We start from the raw sequence: 24,452 nt of genomic DNA, 5'->3' as shown, positions 1-24,452 counted from the left end.
ACAATTATTTTGAATCACTACAAACATTCGCCTGCCCGTACGGACTCCTCACGCCTGGTGGAGATACATCCTTGCGGTTAAAGTCCGAGAACAGTCCCGGAAGCAAAGTGTAACCGACATAAGTTGCCTCCGTCCCGGAACTGTTGCCACGAATTGTCAATTCGACGTTCAGCCAGTTGGCCCTGTCGCGCGGATAAGTCAGTGTCACGCTGGTGGTGCCGCTGCTGTCGGTCTTGCCTCCAGTGGACAGATTGAGCGGAATGCCGGGATCGAGGGAGCCGTTTTTATTCTCATCTTCGCCAGTATCGCGCATGCCGTTACGATTCTGGTCCTCATTCGGGCATTCCAGATGCTGCGCTACGACCCAGCTGGTTGCCGAATCGGAATACTGCAGATAGCCCTTGTAGTACAGCTTGGGCCAGGCGGCGGCAGTGATGATCACGTCAGGGACAGGATTGCCGGCAGCATCCGTCACAAACACGGTATAAGTCTTGCGATAAGTGCTGCTATCAGAGCCATCGAGCGCATTGCCGCTGCCGGCGCTGATGAACAGCGACTTCTTCGTCACCGTCAGCTTGGCCGTGGCGCTGCTGTTCGAGACACCCTGCAACTGCGCCTGGACGATCACGCCATCGACGCCAGTGCTCGCCTGGCCGGCGATATAGCTGACCGTGGCCATGCCGTCGCCATCGGTATTGACCACCGACGGCGAGCTCAGCGAACCGCCGCTGGCATCGCTCTGGATGGTAAAACCGACCTGGGCATTCTTGACGAGGTTGTTTTCCGCCGTGCCATCGCGCACGACGGCGCGCAGGGTGCTACGCTGGGAGGTGCTGCCTGCCGTATTGGCGCCGATCACCGCTGGGTCGGCCTGCAAAGTAATGGTTGCCTGCGGCGTCAACGGAGCGACGAATTCCACGTCAGCCTGCACCGACACTCCCGTACTTTCGTTCCTGGCAGTCAGCGACGTCCGGCCTGCGCCGACAGCCTGCACAAAGGCGATGGCATTGCCGCCAATGAGCGCCAACGGAGCCAGCAACGGCGTGGTGCAGCTGGCATCGAGGTAAATCGCGCCGCGCGAGGTGCTGAAACGGACATTGCCCGTGTCCGGCGTGCCCGCCACATCGCTGTGCACGCTGATCGCGTAGCAGGTCTGCGTTGCCAATGTTGTCAGCGCTGTATTGGCGCCAGTGACGGCATTGATCGTGAAATTGGCCGCATTGATCGCCACGGGCATGAACAGGCTGTCGCCTTGGGCCTTGATGGTGATCGTATCGCTGGTGCCGGACTGGGCGTTGTAGCTCAATACAAGCTGTCCATTATTGTCCGTCAATGCCGGGCTGGCGCCGCCGCCCTTGACCGTCAGCGGATTGATCTGTGCGCTGAAGGTCACCGGCTTGCCCACCAGCGCATTGCCGCTGGAATCGACCAGCTTGACCACCATGTCGGTACTCGTTTTCAGGTTGATCGACGAAAAGGCATTAACGGCCAGTTTCGTGCCGCTGACACTGATATCGGTACTTGCCGTCTGCGCACCTGCGCTGGCCGTGACCTTGATCGTGCGCAAACTGGCGTCGCCCCCCGTATTGAGGCTGACGGTAGCCTGCCCTTGCGCATTGGTATTGACCTTTGTCGCACCCAGCGCGCCCGAATCGGCACTGAACGTCACGCTGGCATTGGGCACGACGGCATTGTTGGCATCCTTCACAAAAGCGATGACATTGACAGCGGTGCCACCGGACGAAGCCAGGGTACCGCCGGAAGACGTCAGCAGCAAGGTGGCAATACCGGAGGTGGCGGGCACCACCTTCACCACCACGGGGGCAGACTCAACGCCGCCGCTGCTGGCCTTGATGGTGATGTCGCGCAGGCTCGCATCGCCTTTCACGCTGAGTTTTTCCGTCACCGTGCCATTGGCATCGGTCACGCGGTTGGTATTGCTGATGGTGCCGGAACTGGCGGTGAAGGTCACCGTTTGCCCTGTCATGGCATTATTGCCGGGATTTTTCACCACTGCCGTCAGCACGACTTCCGTGCCGTCCGCGCCCGATGCAAGAATCGTTGTTGCGCCAGCAACCAATACCACACTGCCGACACCGGCATTCGCGCCGTCCTTGACGCCCAGGGTTGGATCGCCGCCACCGCCGCCGCAAGCGGCCACTACAGTGCTCAAGACCAGCAAAGCCAGCCAATTCAATGCCCTACTCCAAGAAGTATTGCCTAAAGAAAAATTCCGCATAGTCGCCATCAGTCCGCTTTCGTTTGCATTGTTACTTAAACGTAAAGATGTGACATTAACGTGTTGCTGGCCGATCTGCCACTATTTTCGGCGTAATAAACACCATCAGTTCCGTTTTTTCTTGACTGCGGCCCGTGCTGCGGAAAAAAACACCGAGCACGGGGATGTCGCCCAGCAGCGGCACCTTGCTGTCCGTACCCCGTTCGGATTGCTGATAAATGCCCCCCAGCACCACCGTGCCGCCGTCTTCCACCATCACTTGCGTACGCACGTGCTTGGTGTCGATGGCGAAGCCGGAACGCGTTTCCTGGCCCACACTATCCTTGTTGACGTCCACTTCCAGCACCACGTTGCCGTCCGGCGTGATCTGCGGCGTGACTTCCAGGCGCAGGTTCGCCTTGCGGAACGTGATCGACGTGGCGCCGCTGCTGGTGGCCACCTGGTATGGCAGCTCGATGCCCTGCTCGATCAGCGCCAGCACCTTGTCGGCAGTTACCACGCGGGGGCTGGAAATGATCTTGCCCCTGCCATCGGCTTCCAGCGCGGACAGTTCCAGGTTCAAAAAGCGGTTGGCGGCCGCCGAAAACAGGCTCAGGGCGAAGCTGGCCGGCGGCAAACCGTTGATGCTGGCGGCCGGCAAGTTGACAAATTGCGTGTTCGGCACGAAGGCGCTGCTGCCTGCCACCGTTTGCCCCGTCGCCTCGCCCACACCCTGATAGCTGCCGCCGATGGCCGCACGGCGCCCGCTGCCGCCCAGGGAAAAACCGGGCACCTGGCCCTGTGCCAGTCGCTGGTCCGTAAAACCCAGGCGCGCGCCCAGGTTGCGGCTGAAACTGTCGTTCGCCTCGACGATGCGCGCCTCGATCATCACTTGCCGCGTGGCAATATCTGTCTTGGCGATCAGCTGACGGATCTGCTCCAGGCGCGCCGGCACGTCGGTGACGAACAGCTGATTCGTGCGCGGCTCGATCAGCACGCTGCCACGGCGCGACAGCAGCCGGCTGCGCCCTTCCCCCGCATCGAGGCCGAACACGCTGCGGAACGCTTCCGCCTTCTGGTAATTGAGCTGGAAGATGGCCGACTGCAGCGGTTCGAGTTCCGCGATCTGCGCGCGCTGCTCCAGTTCCAGTTTTTCGCGCGCCAGCATTTCCTCGCGCGGCGCGATCCACAGCACGTTGCCATTGCGCCGCATGTCCAGTCCCTTCGCCTGCAGCAGCACGTCGAGCGCCTGGTCCCACGGCAAGTTGCGCAGGCGCAGCGTCAGGTTGCCCGCCACGCTGTCGCTGGCGATGATGTTTTGACCCGACGCGTCGGCCAGGATGTGCAGGGCCGCGCGCACGCCCACGTTCTGGAAATCGACGGAGATTTTCTCGCCCGCATACAGGCGCGGCGCCGTCACCTGCACCACCGCCTCGTCCCCGGCCAGGGCGGCGCCATGCAGCAATAGCCAAAACATGAAACACATCCACACAGACGGCTTCATGGCGTGGCCTCCGGCGCACTGGCCCTGGCGTCACCCGGCTTTTGCAGGGACAGGCTGCCATGCCGTTCGCGCCACCCGCCGCCCGCGTCCGGCAGCAACTCTTTGTACTGCAGCGCCTGTTCACTGATGTCCGTCACCACGCCGTGGTCTGGCCCCAGATACTGGCCCACCGCCACCCGGTACACGCGCTGGCCCGCCAGCAGCAGCGCGCTCAGGCGTCCTTCCTTTTGCACGCTACCAACCATGCTGATAGCCGGCAAGGCGACACTTTCCAATGGCTCGCGCACACGGCGCGGGTCAGGTCCGGCCACGCTGCCACGCTGGCCCGGCGCGCCGGCGGCCGGCAATGCATCAAAAGGGTCGGCCAGGGCGGCGGCCGCGTAGGGATGCGGCGCGACAGCGGCAAGCGGGCGCCATGCTGGCGCGGCAGCAGGCGTGCCTGTCTTGGGCGACAAAGCCGCTTGCGCGGCCCGTTCCGCCGCGTCGGGCAAGCGATACGCCTGCAGCACGGCGTCGAGCGTCAGCAAACGATCCTTGCCGAGGGTCAAGGCCAGCTCATGCACCGTGACGATGCGCGGCAAGCACGCCAGGTCTGCCAGCAGCGCGCCCATGGCGTGATAGCCGCCGCGCAACTGTATGGCGATCGGCAAGGCGACATACGGCGCTTGCGGCCGGGCCGCGCCCGGCTTGAACAGCGAAAATTGCAGACCGCGCGACTGGCCTGCGGCGTTAATGTCCGTCAACAGTACCGCCATCGCTTGCTGGTCGGGCAACTGCTGTTCCAGGAGGGCCAGCTCGGCGCCGGCTCGGCGCTGCTGCGCACGCCACTGCGGCAACAGGCTCGCCCTGGCCTGCGCCGACAGATATTCGGCGCGCAAGCGGCCTTCTTCTCCTTGCGCCGCCTGCACGGCAGCCATCATGCCATCCAGCCAGGCGGCGTGCAGCAGCGCGGCCACCAGCGCACCGGCCAGGGTGGCGCACGCGAGGCGCGCGGGTAGCGGCCACAGCGACGCAGTCTTCAAGCTCAGCATGATCAACCTCCACGACTAAGATTGCCCAGCGGGTGCCAACGCCAGCCGTATCGTCCATTCCACGGCGCCCTCTGACGCGCCGCGCACTTCAATCACTTCCGGCCGGGACCAGGGGGCGGCCTGCTCCAGCGCCAGCAACAGTGCCGCGACCTTGTCCTGCGACGCAGCCTGCCCCTGCAGGCGCACCAGCGCCGTTTCCTGGCGCACACTGTGCAAGGCCACGCCGGCCGGCATCGCCTGGGCCAGCACATCCAGCATGCGCACCCAGGCATGGCGTTGCGCTTGTAAATTGGCAATGGCCTGCTGGCGCAGCAGCAGCGCCGCCGTCTCGCCCTGCACCCGCTTGCCGGTGGCAAGGACGGCATTCACCTGCTGCATGGCATGGCGCCAGCCCTCCTGGCGACGCAGTTGCGCGTCGAGCTGGTGTTGCAGCCAGGCGCCTGCCGCCAGGGCCAACAGCAATCCCAGCACCGCCCCACCGGCCAGTTGCCACAGCAGCAGCTGACTGCGCCGGCGCCGTGCCGCCTGCCGATGCGGCAAGAGGTTGATGCCTGGCACTTGCGCCACGCCCGTCATCGCGCGTACCGGTGCATGGCCAGGCCCCAGGCCAGCTGATAACTGAGGCCGCCGTCCGGCAAGGCTTGCCAGCCACCCTGCGCGAGTGCCGCCTGCAGGGCCAGCGCCTCGCTATCCATGACGATGGGCGTCAAGCCGGCCGCCATGGCCGCATCGAGGCGGCGCTGCACGCTGGCGCGCCGCGCCGCCACCAGCAGCACCTCGATCTCCCTGCCCGTCTGGCCCGCAAGCGGTGGCGCGGGGCCAAGAATGAAAAAATCCAGGCTGGCGTCTTCCAGTGCAAACGGCATGTATTGGGCCGCCTCCAGTTCCACCAGGATTTCCAGCTGTTCCTCCGGCAAGCCGGCGGGCAGGCGTATCACATGCGTGATCAAGGCCGTGGCCGGCATGGCCAGCGCCACGCGGGTGCAGCCGCTGCCGCTGTTACGGCATGCCAGGCGCACGGCGCTGGCCAGGCCCTGCGGATCTTCGACATGACCTTCCAGCATCACGCCTGCCGGCAGCGCGGCGCTGCCGCAATGCCGGCATGACAGTTTCCCCCGCCGGCGCCTCAACTCGACCACGCGCACGCCATCGTCCGCCATGTCGACGCCCAGCAAGCCGATGCCAAGAATACTGCGGATGGATATGTTTTTCATAGAGAAACGTCAGCGTGGGAGGGGTTGCTGCCATCGGCAAGCCTAGTCCTGGCAGCGCTGGCTTGTAAACGGATTTCACGCTGGTGTCTGCGGCGCGCGGCGTCTATCTGGCCCGGCCGTGATCTGGCGCAGAATAATTGTTACCAAATCCTGGTTGCCAGCGGGCCAATACACGCTTATATAGAGTATCGACAAGTGTCAACACTCCCCCGGCAAGCGCCACAGCGCGCTGCCACCCCGGCAAGCTCGCTTATAATTGGCCGGCATAATTAACCGAAAGACATACGACGCATGACATCTTCAAACTCCGCTGGCTCCGCTGGCTCGAAGCCGCCCACCAAGGGCAGCAAACCCAAACGTTTCCTGATGATGGCCCTGGTATCGCTGCTGGGCCTGGGCATCGTCGGCGTCTTGCTGGTGGTCTTTGGTCTGGCCATGGCCTATCCGAACCTGCCGGCGCTCGATACCTTGACCGATTACAAGCCGAAGATGCCGCTGCGCGTGTTTACGTCCGACAGTGTGCTGATCGGCGAATTCGGCGAAGAGCGACGCAACATGGTGCACATCAAGGATATTCCTGATGTCATGAAGAAAGCCGTGCTGGCCATCGAAGATGACCGCTTCTATGAACATGGTGGCGTCGACTATCTGGGTATCACGCGCGCGGCCCTGCACAACCTGACGGGCGGCGCCAAGCAAGGCGCCTCGACCATCACGCAACAGGTGGCGCGCAATTTCTTCCTGTCCAGCGAACAGACCTTGAAACGCAAGGCGTATGAAGTCCTGCTGGCATGGAAGATCGAGAAAAACCTCAGCAAGGACCAGATCCTCGAAGTGTATATGAACCAGATTTATCTGGGACAGCGTGCCTACGGCTTCGCCTCGGCCGCGCAAATCTATTTCGGCAAGAACATCCAGGACCTCACCGTGGCCGAAGCAGCCATGCTGGCCGGCTTGCCGAAAGCGCCGTCGGCCTACAACCCCGTCGTCAATCCGAAACGCGCGCGCATGCGCCAGCAATACATCCTGCAGCGCATGGCGCAGCTGGGCTACATCACGCCAGAGCAATACACGGAAGCCAAGAATGAAGAGCTGAAAGTTAAAACCGACAGCAGCGCCTTCGGCGTGCACGCGGAATACGTGTCGGAAATGGCGCGCCAGCTGGTCTATGAACAATTCAAGGAAGATACGTATACGCGCGGCCTGAACGTCTACACCACCATCACCAAGGCCGACCAGGACGCCGCCTACATCGCCTTGCGCAAAGGCGTGATGGATTACGAGAAACGCCACGGCTACCGCGGCCCGGAAGCCTACATCGAGATTCCGAAAACCAAGGCCGAAGCGGACGACGCCATCGAAACGGAACTGGCCGACCACCCGGACAGCGACGACATCATCGCCGCCATGGTGCTGCAGGCATCGCCCAAGTCGTTACAGGCAGTCACGTCGGCCGGCGAGGAAATCACCATTACCGGCCCCGGCCTGACCTTTGGCGCGGCCTGGCTGTCGGAAAAAGCGGCGCCGAACCGCCGCATCAAACGCGGCGCCGTGATCCGCGTCATGCAGGAAAACAACAGCTGGGTCTTGACGCAGATGCCGGAAGTGCAATCGGCGTTTGTCTCGGCCAGTACCACCGACGGCGCCATCCGCGCCATGGTGGGCGGCTTCGATTACAACCGCAACAAGTTCAACCACGTCACGCAGGCGTGGCGCCAGCCCGGTTCGGCCTTCAAGCCCTTCATCTACTCCGCTTCGCTGGAACGGGGCCTGTCGCCGGCCACCATCATCAACGATGCGCCGATCTCGTTCGACGCGGGCCAGACGGGCGGCCAGGCGTGGGAACCGAAGAACTACGACAGCAAATACGACGGTCCGATGACCATGCGCAAGGGTTTGATGAAATCGAAAAACATGATTTCCATCCGTATCCTGCACAAGATCGGCGCCAAGTATGGCCAGGAGTACGCGACGCGCTTCGGTTTTGACGCGGACAAGAACCCGCCGTACCTGACCCTGGCCCTGGGCGCCGGCAACGTGACGCCGCTGCAGATGGCGGGCGCCTACGCCGTGTTCGCCAATGGCGGCTACAAGATCAACCCGTATCTGATCGCCAAGGTGACCGATAGCGACGGCAATGTGTTGTCGCAAGCCAAGCCGGACCTGGCGGGCGAGGAAGCCAACCGCGTCATCGATGAGCGCAATGCCTTCATGATGAACAGCATGCTCAACGATGTCGTGCGCTTCGGCACGGCGAACAAGGCCATGGCCTTGAAACGCCCTGACCTGGCAGGCAAGACGGGCACCACCAACGATTCCATCGACGCTTGGTTCGCCGGCTACCAGGCCAAGCTGGTGGGCATCGCCTGGATCGGCTACGACCAGCCGCGCAACCTGGGCAACCGGGAAACGGGCGGCGGCCTGGCCCTGCCGATCTGGATCAGCTACATGGCGAAAGCCCTGAAAAGCATCCCCGTCGAGGAACGCGCCGTGCCGGAAGGCCTGATCCGCGTGGGCGACGAGTATTACTATGCGGAAAATCCACCGGGCACGGGCGTGGGTAGCCTGGAAGGTGCGGCGCGCGGCACGCCGGAGGAAGAAAAAGCCAAGGAAGCCGTCAAGAACGAACTGTTTTAAGATCGTTTGATGCAAAAAGGGCAGCCTGAAGAGGCTGCCCTTTCTTATTGCCGCGGCGAAAAGTTACTTCAGCACGACAGGCGCGCCCGCCTGCTCGCTGGCCATGCTGGACAGGGCCGCAAACAACTCGGAACCATCGCGCGTGTTGATCCACTCGTCACCCACGCGCTTGTAGTGGAAACCGCCCGAGCGCGCCGCCACCCACATTTCGCGCATGGGGGCCTGGCTGTTGACGATGATTTTCGTGCCGTTATCGATGAACTCGATTTCCAGCACATTACCGCTGCGGCTGCATTCGACGTCGAGCACGTCTTCATCGTTCAGCCGGTCCAGTGCCGCCTCGATCTGGGTCAGGGTGGCTTCGGCCAGGGCCAGGAATTCCGATTCGCTCATGCTACACTCCAAAGATCTTAATCAAACCGTGATTCTAATCGTGAAGTCATCCTCAGCGTTTTATATCGGCACCGCCATTGTGGTTTTCAGCGTCCTCGCCGGCTGCGGCCAGCCCGGTCCCCTGTACCTGCCCAAGCCGCCCGCGGCCAAAGGAGCGCCAGCCAAAGGCCCGGTGGAACCGGCACCCGTGCCACCGCCGCCCGTGATCGTGCCAGCCACCTAAACGGAACGCACCGGGGTGGCGGCATTCGCCGCCCTGGCGCTTTTTACATGCTTGCTCCAGGCGAAAACCACGCGTATTAGCAGCAGTAGCGCGACGATACTGCCGAACAGTATCGGTTGCGCGAAATTATTCTTGCCCGCTTTCATCCACCAAAAGTGCAAGATGCCCAGCGGCGCGATGATATAGATCAGCCGGTGCAGCCACTGCCAGCGCTTGCCGCCCAGGCGCTTCACCATGCCATTCGTGCTCGTCACGGCCAGCGGAATGAGCAAGACAAAAGCGATGAAGCCCACGGTGATGAACGGGCGCTTGAGCACATCCTTCCACATTTCCTGCACGTCAAAAAAGTGATCGAACCACAGGAAGGTGGTGAAGTGCAGTGCCGCGTAGAAAAACGCGAACAGGCCCAGCATGCGCCGCAGCTTGATCAGCCAATTCCATTGCGTGAAGCGCCGCAAGGGCGTCACCGCCAGGCCGATGCACAGGAAATACAGGGTCCAGTCGCCCGTGCCGCGCGTGATGAATTCCAGCGGCTCCACCAATTGCCCCGTGTACGTCAGCCAGACCATGCGTGCAAAGGGCAGCAGCGCCAGCAGAAAAACCAGGCTTTTGAATAGCGACAATTGTCTCGGCGTGGGGTTGAGGGCCATGGTCTTTCCTTAAAAGAACTTCTTCAGATCCATGCCCGCGTACAAGGAAGCGACATCGTTGTAGCCGTTGAACATCAGGGTCTTGCGCTTGCGCGTCAGAAAACCGTCTTCGCCGATGCGCCGCTCGGAAGCCTGCGACCAGCGCGGATGATCGACGTTCGGGTTCACATTCGAGTAAAACCCGTACTCGGACGGCGCCGACAGGTTCCAGGACGTGCGCGGCTGCTCCTTGACGAAACGGATCTTGACGATGGATTTGGCGGACTTGAAACCATATTTCCACGGCAACACCATGCGCACGGGCGCGCCATTCTGGTTCGGCAAGGTTTCCCCATACATGCCCAGAGTCAGCAGCGCCAGCGGATGGTTCGCTTCATCGATGCGCAAGCCTTCCGTATAAGGCCACTGCAGCACGCGGCTGCCCACGCCCGGCATTTGCTTCTTGTCGGCCAGGGTGATGAATTCCACGTACTTGGCATTGCCCGTCGGCTCGACCTTCTTGATGAGTTCCGAGAAGGAGTAACCGACCCACGGGATGACCATCGACCAGCCTTCCACGCAGCGCAGCCGGTAGATGCGCTCTTCCAGCGGCGCCAGTTTCAACAGCGCATCGAGATCGAGGGTCATGGGTTTCTTGACTTCGCCTTCGATGCTGACCGTCCACGGCCGCGTGCGCAAGGTGCCGGCGTTTTGCGCCGGGTCGCTCTTGTCCGTGCCGAATTCGTAGAAATTGTTGTAGCTGGTGGCGTCTTTATAGGCCGTTTGCTTTTCCAGCGCCGAATAGGCGGGATTGAGCTTGGCAGCCAGCTTGGGATTGGTGCCTTGCGCGAATGCTTCGCGGCTGGCCATTTCCAGCAAGGCCGCGCTGGACACGGAGCCCAGCGCCACTTGCTTGATGAAGCTGCGGCGCGATTCAAACACGGCGCGCGGCGTGATTTCGGAAGAATACGGCAATTCGATGCCGTTGGGACTGCGCTTGATCAACATGGCGGCTCCGGAAAAAGGTGATTGGATATACCTTACACCAGTTTTTCCGGGCCGTTCATGACGCTTCTGTCATTAAAGTTTACCGTAAGAGTGTAAACCGGAAAGGAACATGTTGACGCCCAAAAACGCGAACGTCGTCACCAGCAAGCCCACCAGCGCCCACCACGAGGCGACGCGACCGCGCAAGCCCGTCATCAATCGCATGTGCAGCCAGGCTGCATAGTTGAGCCAGACGATCAGTGCCCAGGTTTCTTTCGGGTCCCACGACCAGTAGCCGCCCCACGCTTCGGCCGCCCACAGGGCGCCCAGGATGGTCGCTACCGTGAAGAAAGCGAAGCCCACGGAAATGGCCTTGTACATGACGTCGTCGAGCACTTCCAGCGACGGCAGGCGGTCGACCAGGTAGCCGCTCGATTTGAGCAGGTAGGCCGCCGCCACCATGGCCGACAGGGCAAAGGTACCGTAGCCGATGAAGTTGGCAGGCACGTGGATCTTCATCCACCAGCTTTGCAGGGCCGGCACCAGCGGCTGGATTTCGGCCGCGTCGCGCGTGACCGTGTACCACATCAGGAACACCACGGCTGCCGAAATGACCAGCATGACGAAGGCGCCCAGCTGGCGCGTCGCATAATGCTGCTCGTAATACAGGTAGAACATGGCCGTGATCAAGGAAAACAGGATGAACACTTCATACAGGTTCGACACGGGAATGTGGCCCACGTCGGCACCGATCAGGTAAGACTCGTACCAGCGCACCAGCATGCCCGTCAGGCCCAGCACCACGCCGGCCCAGCACAGCAGGGAGCCGACGGACGAGCCGAATTCCGAGCGCGCCACCAGGCCGATCCAGTAGAACAGGGTCGACAGCACGAAAAGCGTGCCCATCCACAGAATGGCGGATTGGCTCGACAAGATGTATTTGAGGAAGAATTTCTGGTTCGCCATCTCAAGGTGGCCTGCGTACAACTCGATGGCGAACAGCGACAGCACGGCCGCCACGGGGATCAGCCAGCGCACGGGCTTCCAGTACCAGCCCAGCCACGCAAACGTGGGCGCCGCAGCCAGCAGGATGGCCTTTTCATAGATATCCATGAAGGCGCCAAAGCGCATCAGGCCGAACAGGGAGGCGGCCAGCAAGCCGGCGCCATACAGCCAATCGATCAGGCTCAGGCGCTTGAAAAATCCTGGTTCCTGCGTATATATTTGCTTGTTTGCCAATTCCATATTTTCTCCATTCCCGGCGACGCGCAAGCGTCCCAGACACAGCGCAGCTTACGCCGATTGCGGCAGCTTTGCCTTCAAAGTCTCAAATTCTTTTTCAAAATCCAGCGTCTTGCGTTGCGTGCTCATGGCCATCAGGGCTACACTGGCCCCCTCGCCATCCTTGATCCACACCCACAGGCGGCGCTCGCGGATATAAAACATGGAAAACACGCCGATCACGAGGAACAAACAACCGAGGTACACCACGCTCTTGCCTGGCGAACGCGTCACTTGCAGCACGGACGCCTTGATTTCCGTGAACTCGTCGAGCTGCAGATACACGGGTGCGCCATAGAAGAAGCTGTCGGACAGCGCATTCGTGGCCAGCTGCAGGAAGCGGCCGTGCTTGTCATCGGCCTCGATGGCTTTCAAGCCGTCCTGGGCGCGCGCCGCCTGCCACAAGTCCCACAGGCTGCCATTCAAGATCTTCATGAAGATATCGGCCGCTTTTTCTTGCTCAGCCGCAGGAACTTTCTCCAGGAAACGCGAAATGGCCAGGAAACCGCCCTCTTGCCCATTGCCGGCAAAGATGCCCAGGCTTTTCGCCGCCGATTCCTGCAACTGGCCGCGCAGGGCTTCCGCGTTCGCCTGCGGCATGGCGCGGGCCGCATAGCGCGCGGCAGCTTGCTGGCGCAGCGCGGGATCTTGCAGCGCGGCACGCAAACGCATCCATTCCGTCACGCTGTAATTGTCATCGACAGGAATGCGCAGATAGCTGAACGGGTCGCTGGGGTTGACGCGCATGCCGGCCAGGAACACCGTCGTGCCGTCCACGGTGACAGGCTGCATGTAGTTCTGGTATTCACGCGCCTGGCCCGTCTTGTCGCGCAATTTGTATTGCACCGAAGGACCCACGTTCTTGAGATCCTTGTTATTCGCATTCTTCGCGGCCGAACCGAGGCGCTTGTCCAGGCCGACGGCAAATTTATCGTTGAAACTCTCCGCCTTGCTGACGGCGCGCACATCCTGGCCGGCACTGAGGTTTTCCACGTTAAACGGACGGAAACCCGACCATTCCACCGTGTAGGAATTGCCATCGCTGCGCTCGAGCGGCGTACTGCCGCCCACTTCGCCACCGATATCGAAGCGTTTCGTCGTCTTGCCCGTCATGGGAAAACCCGTCAGCTTGAGCTTGCTGCCGCCATCCTCAAAGCTGGACTGGTACAGGGCCAGGCCCTTGTACAGCAGCGGCTGGTTGACTTTGATAGTTGCTGGGAAACTCTTGCCCGTGACATGGTCGGTGATGACGACATCGCTGGCAAACAGCTTGGGCATGCCCGTGCTGTAGAAATCGATGTGGAATTTTTTCAGCAGAATCGTGATCGGCAGATCCTGGATCAGCACGCCATCGGCCTGGGGAATGATGGCCGTGTTGCTCGACGAGCCTTCCGGAATCATGGTGTTGCCGCGGAACGTGGGATTCGACAGGCTCAAACGGTGCTGGGCAGGAATATCGGCGATCACGCCGCTGCCGGAAAACGGCGTCTTGCCAAAGAACCATTGCTGTACGCGGATCGGCATTTCGGAGTCGAGCAAGCCGCCCACGCAGATGATGACGATGGCGCCGTGGGCAAAGATATAGCCCCATTTATTGGCCGCGCCCCGCTTGGCCGCTACCAAGGTGGCGTTGTCCTTCTCCACCACCTTGGCCGCATAGCCGCTGTCTTTCAGGCGCATCACCATCTGCTGCGCCAGCACGGCGCGCGGCAGCGGCGCCTGCCATTCCATCTTGTGATGGAAATTGCGCAAGGATTGCTCGCGCACATTGTCGCGCCAGCTGCGCATGTCCTTGAGCATCTTCGGCGCATTGCGCACGATGCACAGCGAGGTCGAGGCGACCAGGAAACCCATGATCACCAGGAACCACCAGGCCGAATACACGGAATACAGGCTCAGCTTGTCGAAGACGGCGAACCAGAACGGACCGAACTGGTTCACATAATTGGGCATGGGCTCGTTCTGCTTGAGCACCGTGCCGATGATGGAGGCGACGGCGATCAGGGTCAGCAAACTGATGGCAAAGCGCATCGACGAGACCAGCTCGACGAATTCAGCCAGGCTGCGGCGTTGGGTCTTTAACTCGATTCCGGTCGTGCCTGTGCTCATACGTTGATACTCATACTGGATATGCAATCTTGAGGAAAGTGGCAAGGAGCACACAGTATGTCTGCGCGCAAGGCGGCAGCATACTCCTGTTTGGTCCCCGCCATGAAAAAGGGCAGCCTGTTTGAGACGGCCGCCCTTGTTCATGCGCGCTGGTGCGCCTGGCAATCTCTTGCCACTATGAAAACTTACTTCAGGCCGGCGATATAGTCGGCCACGGCGGCGATTTCGTCATCCGACATGCGGGCGGCGATGGTGTGCATTTGCGCGCTGTTCTTGCGGGCGTCCGCCTTGGTGCTGCGGAACATGGCCAGCTGGGCTACCGTGTAATCCTGGTGCTGGCCGGCGATGCGCGGATACTGGACGGGCATGCCATTGCCCGTCGCGCCATGACAGCTGGCGCAGGCGGCGATTTGCTTGGAAGCAATGCCACCACGGTAGATTTTCTTGCCCAGGTCAATCGTATCCTTGTTTTTCGCGGCGCCCGGTTTGGACAGCTGCGCGCCCAGGTAGGCGGCAATATTCTTCTTGTCAGCGTCGCTGAGCATCTTGGCATAGGTCGTCATGACCGGCTGATTGCGCTCCGGCGTGGTGAAGTCGACCAGTTGCTTGTAAATATAGCTTTCGTGCTGGCCGGCCAGCTTCGGGTTGACCGTGATGGTCGAATTGCCGGCCGCGCCATGGCAGGACACGCAGGCAGGCAAGCCGCGCGCCGCATCGCCATCGGCATACAGGGTAGCGCCCTTGGCGGCATCGGCCTTGACGGCCGGTTTCGGTGCTTCGACCGCGGAAGCAGTTGCCGATACAGCCAGCAAAGCGAGCAGCATGGATTGGACAAACGGTGAAAACGCACGATTCATTCAGGCACCCTGAGACAGTGAGAAATTAGTGGTGGACATTGCCGCGCTCCTGAGATTTTTGATTTATTTTCAGGGCCGCAAGCCGCATCGCTGCTACGCCGGCAACAATTAACAATCCCTTATTGTACAATAGCTTCTTGGCGTTATCGCTCCCTTATCGCTCCATTTTGTTGCTTTACTACTCCCATGTCAAAACTCTGGCAAGCCCGCTTCTTTACGACCGTCAACCAATTGCGTGACCTGCCCGATACCACGGTGCCGGAAATCGCCTTTGCCGGCCGCTCCAATGCCGGTAAATCGACCGCCATCAACATCTTGTGTAATCAGAAAGGCTTGGCGTTCGCGTCCAAGACACCTGGCCGTACCCAGCACATCAACTACTTCTCCATCGGCGGCGCCCACGTGGCGCAGCACCGCAAGGATGCCACCATCGTCGAAGAGATCGAATGCCTGCTGGTCGACTTGCCCGGCTACGGCTACGCGGAAGTCTCGGGCTCGGCCAAGTTGCACTGGCAACGCCTGCTGGGCGACTACGTGCAGCGCCGCGAGCAATTGGCGGGCCTGGTCCTGATCATGGATTCGCGCCGTCCGTTCACCGACCTGGACGTCCAGATGCTGGAATGGTTCGCCCCGACCGGTAAACCAATTCACTGCATCCTGACGAAGGTCGATAAGCTGAATCGCAATGAATCGGTCAACGCGCTGCGCCAGGCGAAAGCCAAGCTCGACAGCTATGTGGATGAAGACGGCGTCGGCTTCCCGTTCACCGTACAACTGTTCTCGGCCCTCAAGCGCGTCGGCATCGATGAAGCCAATGACAAGATCATGGAACTGGCCGGCATCAGCGAAGATGGCGCGGCCGAAATGGTCGAGCTGATCGAGATGGAAGACGATGTGGAAGCGGCACCGGGAACCGAGTCGGATAAACCGGCCTGATCATACTCAGCGCCACATGACAAAAAGGCTGCCCGGTCACACCGCGCAGCCTTTTTTTCATTAAGAGCCCGTTCCTAGCGCCGTCCCGGCCCTGGCCGCTTCTCCGAAAAGAATTCCTGGCGCAGGAAGGCAGTCAGCTCGGCCGTGTCTTCCACGCGGGCGCTGAGGTTGACGTTGCGCCCCAGCCGGCGCGATTCCCAGACGAAATCGCCGGGCTTTTCGGCACGGATCAGCTGGATCATCTTCTTGATGATGGCCGATTCGATATCGGGTTCATTGCCCAGTTCGACTTTTTCCTGCTTCAGCCAATTGCGCTTGAAGTTGCCATTCCAGCCCTTGAACTTGACCTCGGCACTGAAGGAGGTCTGGTTGACGATGGAAAACACGCCACCAGAATCCTCGCGGTCGCTGCCGGAATTGCGTCCCTGCGCGCCGGCGATATTCGCCTTGGCCACGCGCATGGCGCGGTCGTTTTCGCTTTCCTCGGCCGGTGGCGCGGGATTTTGCGCCTGGCGCTGCTTGCGGCGCTGCTCGATCATCGAACTCATGTCTTCGGCCGGCGGCGGCGGCAACGGCACTTTCGACACCAGCGGCGGCGTGTATGTTTCCAGTTTCGGCTTGTCGCGCGGCACGTCCTTGGTCACCACGCGCTTGCTCGGGGCCGGCGGCGGTTTCACCTTGGCCACTTTCGTATCCTTCGGTTTCGGCGTGGGTTTCGGCTGCGGCTTCGGTTGCGGCTTGTCCTTCAGCGGCGCGATGTAGACCATCGCACTTTCCTTCTTCGGCGGCGGAATTTTTTCGATCTTGTCGCTGCGCAACAGGGCATACGCCGCCAGCAGCACGTGCAGCAAGACGGACACGCCCAGCGCAACCTTGCGCATGGTGCTGGTCCTGGACCCGTAGGCCGGTGGTGACTGGATCACTTGTCCGCAAGTGGGACAAACGTCGGAATCGGCAGCCATCAAATGGGTCGTGTCATGCAAAATGAATCGTGCTTTCTGTGTAGCGACAAAAGTAATCTTACAGGGCAGCCATAGTGCCAGAGTCCCTTGCTTTTGGGAACACTTCCTCGGCATTGCCAACCCGAAGCGTACAGGATAGCGACATTCCTTGCAGCGCTAAGCAGAGTACCCGAGCCGTCCCTTGACGGTTGTTACCGTATGTATCACAGCCCATACAAAACCGGCGCCGCATTCACGCAGGAACGGGGCGCCGGTGATGGCCGTGTGGCGGCTCAGGCCTTGTTGTCGAGCGCCACCAGTTGCTCGTCCGTCATCGGCCCCGTGCCGCTGTACTTGTCCAGGAACAAATAGATGACGGGGGTGATGAACAGGGTAATCACTTGCGAGAAGAGCAAGCCGCCGACCACGGCCAGACCCAGCGGCTGGCGCAACTCGGCGCCAGCGCCCAGGCCCAGGGCAATCGGCAAGGCGCCCATCAGGGCCGCCGCCGTGGTCATCATGATGGGGCGGAAACGCAGGATGCAAGCCTGGCGGATGGCCTCTGCCGGCGCCAGCCCGTCGTTGCGCTGCGCATGCAGGGCGAAGTCGATCATCATGATGGCGTTTTTCTTGACGATGCCGATCAGCATCAGGATCCCGATGATGGCGATCATGGTCAGGTCCATGCCGAACAGGCGCAGGGTCAGCAAGGCCCCCACGGCCGCCGACGGCAAGCCGGCCAGGATGGTCAGCGGGTGGATATAGCTTTCGTACAGGACACCGAGCAACACATAGATCACGGCCAGCGCGGCGATGATGAGGATGATCTGGCTGGACTGCGAACTCTGGAACACGGCCGCGTCGCCGCCATAGCGCGTGATGATGGAGGCCGGCAAGCTCATGTCCTTGGCCATCGCGTCGATCCTGCCCGTGGCAACGCCCAGCGGCACGTCCGGTGCCAGGTTGAAGGCGATGGTGACGGCTTGCAACTGCCCCTGGTGATTCACGGAGGTGGGGCCGATCGTGCGTTCCACGTAAGCAATACTCGACAGTTTCACCAGTTCGCCCGTCTTGCTGCGCACGGACACGCGCGTGAGCGCATCGTCATACTGGCGGTCCGCCGTGGCCGCTTCCAGGATCACGTAATAGCTGGCTGCCGACGAATAAATGGTCGACACCTGCCGCTCGCCAAAGGTGCTGTACAGGGCCGTGCGGATGTCGGACATTTGCACGCCCAGCAGATTGGCCTTGTCGCGGTCGATTCTGAGGGATGCCTGCAAGCCCTTGATCTGCGAATCGCTGGTGACGTCGCGGAAGGCGGGATCCGTGCGCATGCCGGCAATAAATTTTTCCGCCCAGTCATTCAAGGCGTCGGGACTGACGCTTTGCAAGGTGTACTGGTAGCGGCTTTTGCTCTGGCGTCCGCCCAGCTGCAAGTTTTGCACGGGCCGGAAATACACGGCCATGCCGGGCACGGTGCTCGTTGCGCGGCGCAGGTTTTCCAGCACCACCGGCATTTTCGGCCGCTCGCTGCGCGGTTTCAAGACCATGAACATGCGGCCCGTGTTGCCGCCGCCGACGAACGACGTCACATCCTGCACGCTGGGGTCCGCCTTGAGCACGGCCGCCACGCGCGCTTGCAAATCCTGCAGTGCCGCCGAAGAAATGTCTTCCGACGCTTCCGTATTCACCTGGATCTGGCCCAAGTCTTCCTCGGGGAAGAAACCTTTCGGTATCGTGGCGTACAGCAGCACCGTCAGCACAAAGGTACACACGGCAACGAACAGCACCACGTTGCGGTGCGCCAGGGCCTTGTCGAGCAAATGCACGTAACCGTTGCGCAATGCCGTGAAACCCGCTTCGAAATGGCGACCAATGAAGGTTTTTTCGCCATGACTGGGGTCGCTGTCATTGTGTTCGCGCGAATCGGCCGGCAGAAAACGGCTGGCCAGCATCGGCACCAGGGTCAGCGACACGACGGCGGACACCAGCACGGCCAGCGAGACGACGACGGCAAACTCGTGGAACAGCAAGCCGATCACGCCTGGCATGAAGAAGATGGGGATGAACACGGCGACCAGCGAGACGGAAATCGAAATAATGGTAAAACCCATCTCTTTCGCCCCTTCGAGCGCTGCGCGTATCGGTTTCTTGCCCATCTCGATATGGCGCACGATGTTTTCCAGCACCACGATGGCATCATCGACCACAAGGCCCACGGCCAGGGTAATGCCCAGCAGGGAAACGTTGTCGAGGCTGTAGCCGAGCCAGTACAGCAGGGCCAGCGCGCCGAGCAGGGAAATCGGCATGGTGACGGCAGGAATGAAGGTAGCGGCCGCGCGGTGCAGGAACAGGAAGATCACCAGCACCACCAGCACCACCGTCAGGGCCAGGGTCAAATTCACGTCGTGGATGGCTTCGCGGATCGACAGCGAGCGGTCGTTGACCAGGCTGATCTGTATCGACTGGGGCAATTGTTCCTTGAAGCCCGGCAGCAAACGGCGCACGCCGTCGACCACCTGCACGGTGTTGGCGTCCGGTTGGCGCTGCACCATCAGGCTGATCGAGCGTTCGCCATTGAAACTGCTGACGGACTTGATCGATTGAAAACTGTCTTCCACCTCAGCCACGTCTTTCAGGCGCACGGGCTGGCCGTTGCGACTGGCGACGATCAGTTCGGCAAAATCGGCCGCTTTCATCATTTGCGGATTGCCCTGAATGGTCAGGGTCTGGCTCGGGCCGTCAAGGATGCCCAGCGGGGAATTCGTGTTCGAGGTGCGCAAGGCAACAGCCAGCTCGTCCATCGTCAGGTTGCGCGCATTCATCAGATCGGCACGGGCGCGCACGCGCACGGCAAAGCGTTTCTGGCCATTAACGATGACCTGGGCTACACCAGGCAAGGTCGACAGGCTGGGCGCGATCAGGTTTTCCGCATAATCGTTGAGGTCCGACAAGTTCAGCGAGGGCGACGTCATCTGGATGAACAGCACGGGCGCATCGGCCGGATTGACCTTGCGGTAGGACGGCAAGTCCGTCATTTCCGTCGGCAACTGGCGCTGCGCACGCAGCAGGGCCGCCTGCACGTCGACGGCCGCCTCGTTGACATTGATGCTGGCGTCAAATTCCAGGGTCAGCGAGGTATTGCCCAGGGTGCTCGTGGAGGTGATGAGGCTGAGGCCTGAAATGGTGGAAAACTGCTTTTCCAACGGCAAGGCCACCGACGAGGCCATGGTTTCCGGGCTGGCGCCGGCCAGGTCGGCGCTCACGTTGATGACGGGCGTGTTGTAACTTGGCAAGGCCGCCACGGGAATTTGCAGGTAGGCCAGCACGCCGGCCAGGATGATGGAGAGGGACAGCAGCACCACCATGACGGGGCGGCGGATGCTCAGTTCGGACAGGTTCATGCTGGCTTGCCCTGCGGTGCGGCGGCGCCATCGGCGGCCTTGTGTTTTTCCACCAGGCGCACTTTGCTACCTGGACGCAAGTTCTGCTTGCCATCGACGATGACCTTTTCATCGCCCGCCAGGCCGGTGATGACGGCGCTCGGTCCGAATGCATACACGCGGGCAATCTTGCGCATCTTGGCCGTATTGTCCGCCTCCATCGAGTACACGAAGGTGCCGGAGGTACTCGTGATGATGGCATTTTGCGGGATCACCAGCGCATCTTTGAGGGTGCGCACGGTCAGCTGCGTATTCACGTACTGGCCTGGCCATAAATCGGTGCCGCCATTATTGAAGCGGGCCTTGATCCTGATCACGCCCGTGGCGGGATCGACGGCATTGTCGATAAAGTTCAGTTTGCCGTCGAGCTGCTTGCCGCCCGCGTCCGACAACAGCGCCGTGACAGGCACCTCGCCCGCCTTTTGCGCCGCCAGCAAGCCCGACAGGCTGCTTTCCGGCAAAGTGAACGACACATCGATCGGGTCGAGCTGGGTGATACTGGTCAAGGACGTGGTCGGCTGCACCAGGCTGCCCGCGTAGACATTGATGGCACCCACCCTGCCCGCCTGCGGCGCGCGCAGGATGGTGTAGCTGGAGTCGACCTGGGCCGCGCGCAAGGCGGCCTGGTCGGCGGCCAACAAGGCGCGTGCCGCGTCGAGCTGGCTTTGCAGGGTATCGACGGCACCCTGGGCGATAAAATTCTTGCTCAGCAAATCCTGGTTGCGCTTGAGCTGACGCTCGAAGTCCTGCACCGAGGCGCGGTCGCGCAATACCTGCGCCTGCGCCTTGTCGACATTCGCGTGCTCGCTGCGCGCATCAAGGGTGAACATCAGCTCGCCCTGCTTGACGAACTGGCCTTCGCGGATATGCACCTTGGTGATCGTGCTGGTCGTCTGCGGGTGCAAGTCAACACTGCTGATCGGCATCACGCTGCCATTGGCTTGCAGCACCACCGGCACATCCTGGCGCACGGGCGCGACCACGCTCACCGTCGTCGGCGCCTGTCCGCCCTTGCCCCCTTTGCCATCCTGCACGCCAGTCGCTGCGCCGGCCTGATGATTGAAATACCAGATGCCGCCACCGATACACAGGGCCACACCCACGAGGATTGCCAGACTAGTCTTTTTCATTGTTCTGTTACGCTATTGCAGCGCAGGGCTGCAGGTTGAATGTAGTTGCCAGAGGGCATAAAGCACAATATTGTCGCACGGAAATGTTCACTTTCCAGCGTAATACTCTGGCACGATGAGGGTGACTTCCAGTCCACCATCGACATGATTGAGCAGTGAAACCGTGGCGCCATGCTGCTCGGCGATATTGCGCGCGATGGTCAGGCCCAGGCCCGTGCCGCCCGATTCGCGCGAACGCGAGGTCTCGATGCGGTAAAACGGTTCGAACACCTTGGCTAGTTGATCTGGCGCAATGCCTGGCCCGCCATCGCGGATGCGGATGCGCGCGGCACCGGCGACGCGCTCGACGGTCACCTGCGCGTACTGGCCATATTTGACGGCATTGTCGATCAAGTTCACCAGGCAGCGCCGCATGGCGATGGGACGGGCCATCAAGGCCATGCTGGCCTGCCCGGCCAGGGTCACATTCTGGCCCGCATCGGCCGCATCCGAGCAGACGCTGTCGAGCAGGGAGTCGAGATCGAGCGCCTGCATCGCTTCCGTGCTATCCATCGAGCGGGCCAGGTCCAGCCCTTCCTTGACCATGCTCTGCATGGCTGACAAGTCGCCCACCAGGCGCTCATACAACTCTGTATCGGCCACTTTTTCCAGGCGCAGGCGCAAGCGTGTCAGCGGCGTTTGCAAGTCATGCGTGATGGCTGCCAGCATTTGTGTACGCTGGGAAATGTGCTGGCGGATGCGCGCCTGCATGGCATTGAAAGCGGCGCTGGCCTGGCGGATCTCGCTGGCGCCCGACAGGGTCAGCGGCGGATGGTTGATGTCATTGCCCAGGTCTTTCGCCGCCTGCGCCAGCTGTTTCAGCGGGCGCATGGTCATGCGCGTGACCAGATAGGCGAGGATGGCAATGCTGATCAGGAAAGGCAGCAAGGTCATCCAGTCATTATGTTCATTGAACGGCGGTTGCTGGCGCGGTGGCAAGACCATCAGGCGCAGCACGTGGCCATCCTGCATACGCACGTCGAGGTTTTCGCACGTGCCGCCCCATGGCTTGGCGCCAAACATGCCCGGCGACTGGCGCGGCTTGACGCAGGCGGGCGGGCGTTCGGCCAGGGCGCTGACCTTGAAGCCCTCGCCCAGCTTGGCTTGCAGGGCGGTGGAAAATTCCGTCGGCGCGCCGGGCGTGTGTTCCGTCGCGGGACGCAGCTCCAGGCGCACGCTGCCCTTGTTGGCCACTTTCAGGTAGGCGGCACGCGAGGCCAGCGGCACCACGTCGGCCGCCATCACCAGCTGCTCGGCCCGCTCGACGGCGTGGTAATCGCGGTATTGCTCGATGGCGCGCTGGCGTTCGCCCACGGCCAGCCACTGCGTCAGCGCGGCCGAAGCGACGATGCCGATCAGCAGGAACATGAAGACGCGGCCCGTCATCGAGCCCAGGAAGGCCTTCACGCGTGCGGCTCCACATTGACCTGGCCGGCCAGCACGTAACCGCCGTTGCGCACGGTCTTGATGATTTGCGGCAAACGGGCATCTTCGCCAAGCTTTTGCCGCAAGCGGCTGATCTGGATATCGATCGAGCGGTCGAACGGATCGGCATCGCGGCCCTGCGTCAGGTTCAGCAGCTGGTCGCGGTTGAGCACGCGGTTCGGGTGTTCCAGGAAGACGCGCAGCAAGCGGAACTCGGCGCCCGACAGCATGATCACCAGGCCGCTGGGATTGAGCAGGTGGCGCGCCGTGAGGTCCAGGGTCCAGCCGGAAAAGCGGATTTGCTGCGCCTTGTCCGAGGGCACGTTCGACGGCATGGCATGGCTGCGGCGTAGCACGCTGCGTATGCGCGCCAGCAATTCGCGGGGCTCGAACGGTTTCGGCAAATAATCGTCGGCGCCCATTTCCAGGCCCAGGATGCGGTCCAGCGGCTCATTGCGCGCCGTCAACATGATCACGGGCACCGTCGATTGCGCACGCAGCTTGCGGCACAAGGTCAGGCCATCGTCGCCAGGCAGGTTCAAATCGAGCACGATCAGGTCGGGCCGCGTTTCATCGAGAATCTTCCACATGGCCGTGCCATCTGCCGCGCCCAGGGTGCGGTAGGCGTTCGTTTCCAGGTAGTCCGCCAGCAAGCTGCGGATATCGCGGTCATCGTCGACGATGAGAATTGTAGAAGTGGGTTCCATGGTACGAATTATCCCCACTTCCCCCACCCTTGCACAACGCATTTGTATCGTCTTGTATATAGGAGAGCCGAAGAAACATATAGATACAAACTGTCTGGCAGCGGACACTTCGGGGAAACATGGCGCGTCCACCATGGATTCATGTGCAGCAACATGTACATCCCTCACTTTTACAAAGGAATCCAGATGAACGCCTCAATGACAACCTTGCGCAAGAATTTGATCATCGCCATGAGCGTACTCGGCATGGGTGCGGCATCGCTGACCGTCCACGCCCAGGAAGCGGCCGCCAGCGCGCCTGCCGCCGCCAGCAGCAAGATGCAACATGATGGCCAGCGCGGCCAGCATCGCGCAGGCAACCCTGCCGAGCGCATGGCCAAATACCAGGCCCGCCTGCACGACAAGCTGAAGCTGACCGCCGCGCAGGAACCGGCCTGGGCCACTTTCACGGCCGCCAATGCGCCGAAAAAACCGATGGTTGACTGGAAAGCCAAGCACGCAGCAATGGCCAAACTGTCGGCACCGGAACGCATGGAGCAATGGATCGCCATGTCGAAGGAACGCATCGCCAGCCAGGAAAGCCGTCTGGCCTCGCTGAAAACCTTCTATGCCGTGCTGACGCCGGAGCAAAAGAAAGTGTTTGACGACAGCGTGCCTGGCGGCAAGCACGGTGGCCATCGCGGTGGTCACCATGGCATGCAAGAGCATCCCAAAGCCGGGTAGGTCGGAATAGGTCCGCAGGACCGTA

At 61.4% G+C, this 24,452-nt stretch carries 19 protein-coding genes and 1 pseudogene; 4 read left to right on the top strand and 16 right to left on the bottom strand.

Annotation, left to right across the window (positions count from 1 at the left end; all coding sequences use genetic code 11):
* Positions 1–4: 4 nt before the first annotated feature.
* The 5 genes and pseudogenes from ACQ4WL_RS25115 to pilM all read right to left on the bottom strand — a co-directional run bounded on the left by ACQ4WL_RS25115 (position 5) and on the right by pilM (position 5,967).
* Entirely contained in the window at positions 5–2,197 is a 2,193-nt protein-coding gene (locus ACQ4WL_RS25115) for a beta strand repeat-containing protein (protein WP_436512152.1), read from the bottom strand.
* 97 nt (positions 2,198–2,294) lie between these two features.
* A pseudogene (locus tag ACQ4WL_RS25110) lies at positions 2,295–3,620 on the bottom strand (type IV pilus secretin PilQ); the annotation flags it as partial.
* 98 nt (positions 3,621–3,718) lie between these two features.
* Positions 3,719–4,753 carry a pilus assembly protein PilP gene (locus tag ACQ4WL_RS25105; RefSeq protein ID WP_436512151.1) on the bottom strand — a complete coding sequence of 345 codons (1,035 nt, stop codon included), beginning with the start codon at positions 4,751–4,753 and terminating at the stop codon, positions 3,719–3,721.
* A gap of 15 nt (positions 4,754–4,768) precedes the next feature.
* Complete coding sequence (locus tag ACQ4WL_RS25100) at positions 4,769–5,320, bottom strand: PilN domain-containing protein (protein ID WP_436512150.1); 552 nt, start codon at positions 5,318–5,320, stop codon at positions 4,769–4,771.
* A gap of 5 nt (positions 5,321–5,325) precedes the next feature.
* On the bottom strand, positions 5,326–5,967 hold the full coding sequence (pilM, locus tag ACQ4WL_RS25095; protein WP_436512149.1) for a pilus assembly protein PilM: 642 nt from the start codon (positions 5,965–5,967) through the stop codon (positions 5,326–5,328).
* 291 nt (positions 5,968–6,258) lie between these two features.
* Between pilM and ACQ4WL_RS25090 the strand changes: the two genes are divergently transcribed.
* Positions 6,259–8,604, top strand: a complete 2,346-nt coding sequence (locus ACQ4WL_RS25090; RefSeq protein WP_436512148.1) for a penicillin-binding protein 1A — start codon at positions 6,259–6,261, stop codon at positions 8,602–8,604.
* A 63-nt stretch (positions 8,605–8,667) separates the two neighbouring features.
* Here the strand turns inward: ACQ4WL_RS25090 and cyaY are convergent, their stop codons facing one another.
* The gene (gene cyaY, locus ACQ4WL_RS25085) at positions 8,668–8,997 is read right to left on the bottom strand and encodes an iron donor protein CyaY (protein WP_092802037.1); all 330 of its coding nucleotides are present in this window, start codon (positions 8,995–8,997) and stop codon (positions 8,668–8,670) included.
* A 40-nt stretch (positions 8,998–9,037) separates the two neighbouring features.
* On the opposite strand from cyaY, the gene lptM reads away from it, so the two are divergent.
* A complete protein-coding gene (lptM, locus tag ACQ4WL_RS25080) occupies positions 9,038–9,220 on the top strand; it encodes an LPS translocon maturation chaperone LptM (RefSeq protein ID WP_436512147.1) in 183 nt (60 codons plus the stop codon).
* On the opposite strand, the gene msrQ is transcribed toward lptM, so the two are convergent.
* The 5 genes from msrQ to ACQ4WL_RS25055 all read right to left on the bottom strand — a co-directional run bounded on the left by msrQ (position 9,217) and on the right by ACQ4WL_RS25055 (position 15,083).
* On the bottom strand, positions 9,217–9,870 hold the full coding sequence (gene msrQ / locus ACQ4WL_RS25075; protein WP_436512146.1) for a protein-methionine-sulfoxide reductase heme-binding subunit MsrQ: 654 nt from the start codon (positions 9,868–9,870) through the stop codon (positions 9,217–9,219). The two genes, lptM and msrQ, sit on opposite strands and share 4 nt — an antisense overlap.
* Positions 9,871–9,879: 9 nt before the next feature.
* Positions 9,880–10,857: a protein-methionine-sulfoxide reductase catalytic subunit MsrP gene (gene msrP, locus ACQ4WL_RS25070; RefSeq protein WP_436512145.1), complete on the bottom strand. Its 978-nt coding sequence runs from the start codon at positions 10,855–10,857 to the stop codon at positions 9,880–9,882.
* 72 nt (positions 10,858–10,929) lie between these two features.
* A complete protein-coding gene (ccsB, locus tag ACQ4WL_RS25065) occupies positions 10,930–12,081 on the bottom strand; it encodes a c-type cytochrome biogenesis protein CcsB (RefSeq protein WP_034753239.1) in 1,152 nt (383 codons plus the stop codon).
* A 48-nt stretch (positions 12,082–12,129) separates the two neighbouring features.
* Complete coding sequence (locus ACQ4WL_RS25060; RefSeq protein WP_436512144.1) at positions 12,130–14,226, bottom strand: cytochrome c biogenesis protein ResB; 2,097 nt, start codon at positions 14,224–14,226, stop codon at positions 12,130–12,132.
* A gap of 185 nt (positions 14,227–14,411) precedes the next feature.
* Positions 14,412–15,083: a c-type cytochrome gene (locus ACQ4WL_RS25055; protein ID WP_436512143.1), complete on the bottom strand. Its 672-nt coding sequence runs from the start codon at positions 15,081–15,083 to the stop codon at positions 14,412–14,414.
* A gap of 186 nt (positions 15,084–15,269) precedes the next feature.
* Here ACQ4WL_RS25055 and yihA point away from each other — a divergent pair, with 186 nt between their 5' ends.
* A complete protein-coding gene (gene yihA / locus ACQ4WL_RS25050) occupies positions 15,270–16,019 on the top strand; it encodes a ribosome biogenesis GTP-binding protein YihA/YsxC (RefSeq protein ID WP_298410125.1) in 750 nt (249 codons plus the stop codon).
* A 74-nt stretch (positions 16,020–16,093) separates the two neighbouring features.
* Here yihA and ACQ4WL_RS25045 read toward each other — a convergent pair whose 3' ends face one another.
* The 5 genes from ACQ4WL_RS25045 to ACQ4WL_RS25025 form a co-directional block, all read right to left on the bottom strand.
* Positions 16,094–16,900 (bottom strand): hypothetical protein, encoded by an 807-nt coding sequence (locus tag ACQ4WL_RS25045; RefSeq protein ID WP_436512142.1) that lies wholly within the window; start codon positions 16,898–16,900, stop codon positions 16,094–16,096.
* Positions 16,901–17,253: 353 nt separating this feature from the next.
* Positions 17,254–20,364 (bottom strand): efflux RND transporter permease subunit, encoded by a 3,111-nt coding sequence (locus ACQ4WL_RS25040; protein ID WP_436512141.1) that lies wholly within the window; start codon positions 20,362–20,364, stop codon positions 17,254–17,256.
* Positions 20,361–21,533 (bottom strand): efflux RND transporter periplasmic adaptor subunit, encoded by a 1,173-nt coding sequence (locus tag ACQ4WL_RS25035; RefSeq protein WP_436512140.1) that lies wholly within the window; start codon positions 21,531–21,533, stop codon positions 20,361–20,363. Before ACQ4WL_RS25035 ends, ACQ4WL_RS25040 begins: the two co-directional genes overlap by 4 nt.
* 87 nt (positions 21,534–21,620) lie before the next feature.
* Positions 21,621–22,979, bottom strand: coding sequence for an ATP-binding protein (locus ACQ4WL_RS25030; RefSeq protein WP_436512139.1), 1,359 nt, complete (start codon positions 22,977–22,979; stop codon positions 21,621–21,623).
* Positions 22,976–23,704 carry a response regulator gene (locus ACQ4WL_RS25025; RefSeq protein WP_034753223.1) on the bottom strand — a complete coding sequence of 243 codons (729 nt, stop codon included), beginning with the start codon at positions 23,702–23,704 and terminating at the stop codon, positions 22,976–22,978. Before ACQ4WL_RS25025 ends, ACQ4WL_RS25030 begins: the two co-directional genes overlap by 4 nt.
* A 186-nt stretch (positions 23,705–23,890) precedes the next feature.
* Between ACQ4WL_RS25025 and ACQ4WL_RS25020 the strand changes: the two genes are divergently transcribed.
* Complete coding sequence (locus ACQ4WL_RS25020; RefSeq protein ID WP_436512138.1) at positions 23,891–24,427, top strand: Spy/CpxP family protein refolding chaperone; 537 nt, start codon at positions 23,891–23,893, stop codon at positions 24,425–24,427.
* Positions 24,428–24,452: the final 25 nt, after the last annotated feature.

Source organism: Janthinobacterium kochi, assembly GCF_051380715.1.
Classification (GTDB): Bacteria; Pseudomonadota; Gammaproteobacteria; order Burkholderiales; family Burkholderiaceae_D; genus Janthinobacterium.
This window is presented reverse-complemented; position numbering and strand designations above follow the sequence as displayed.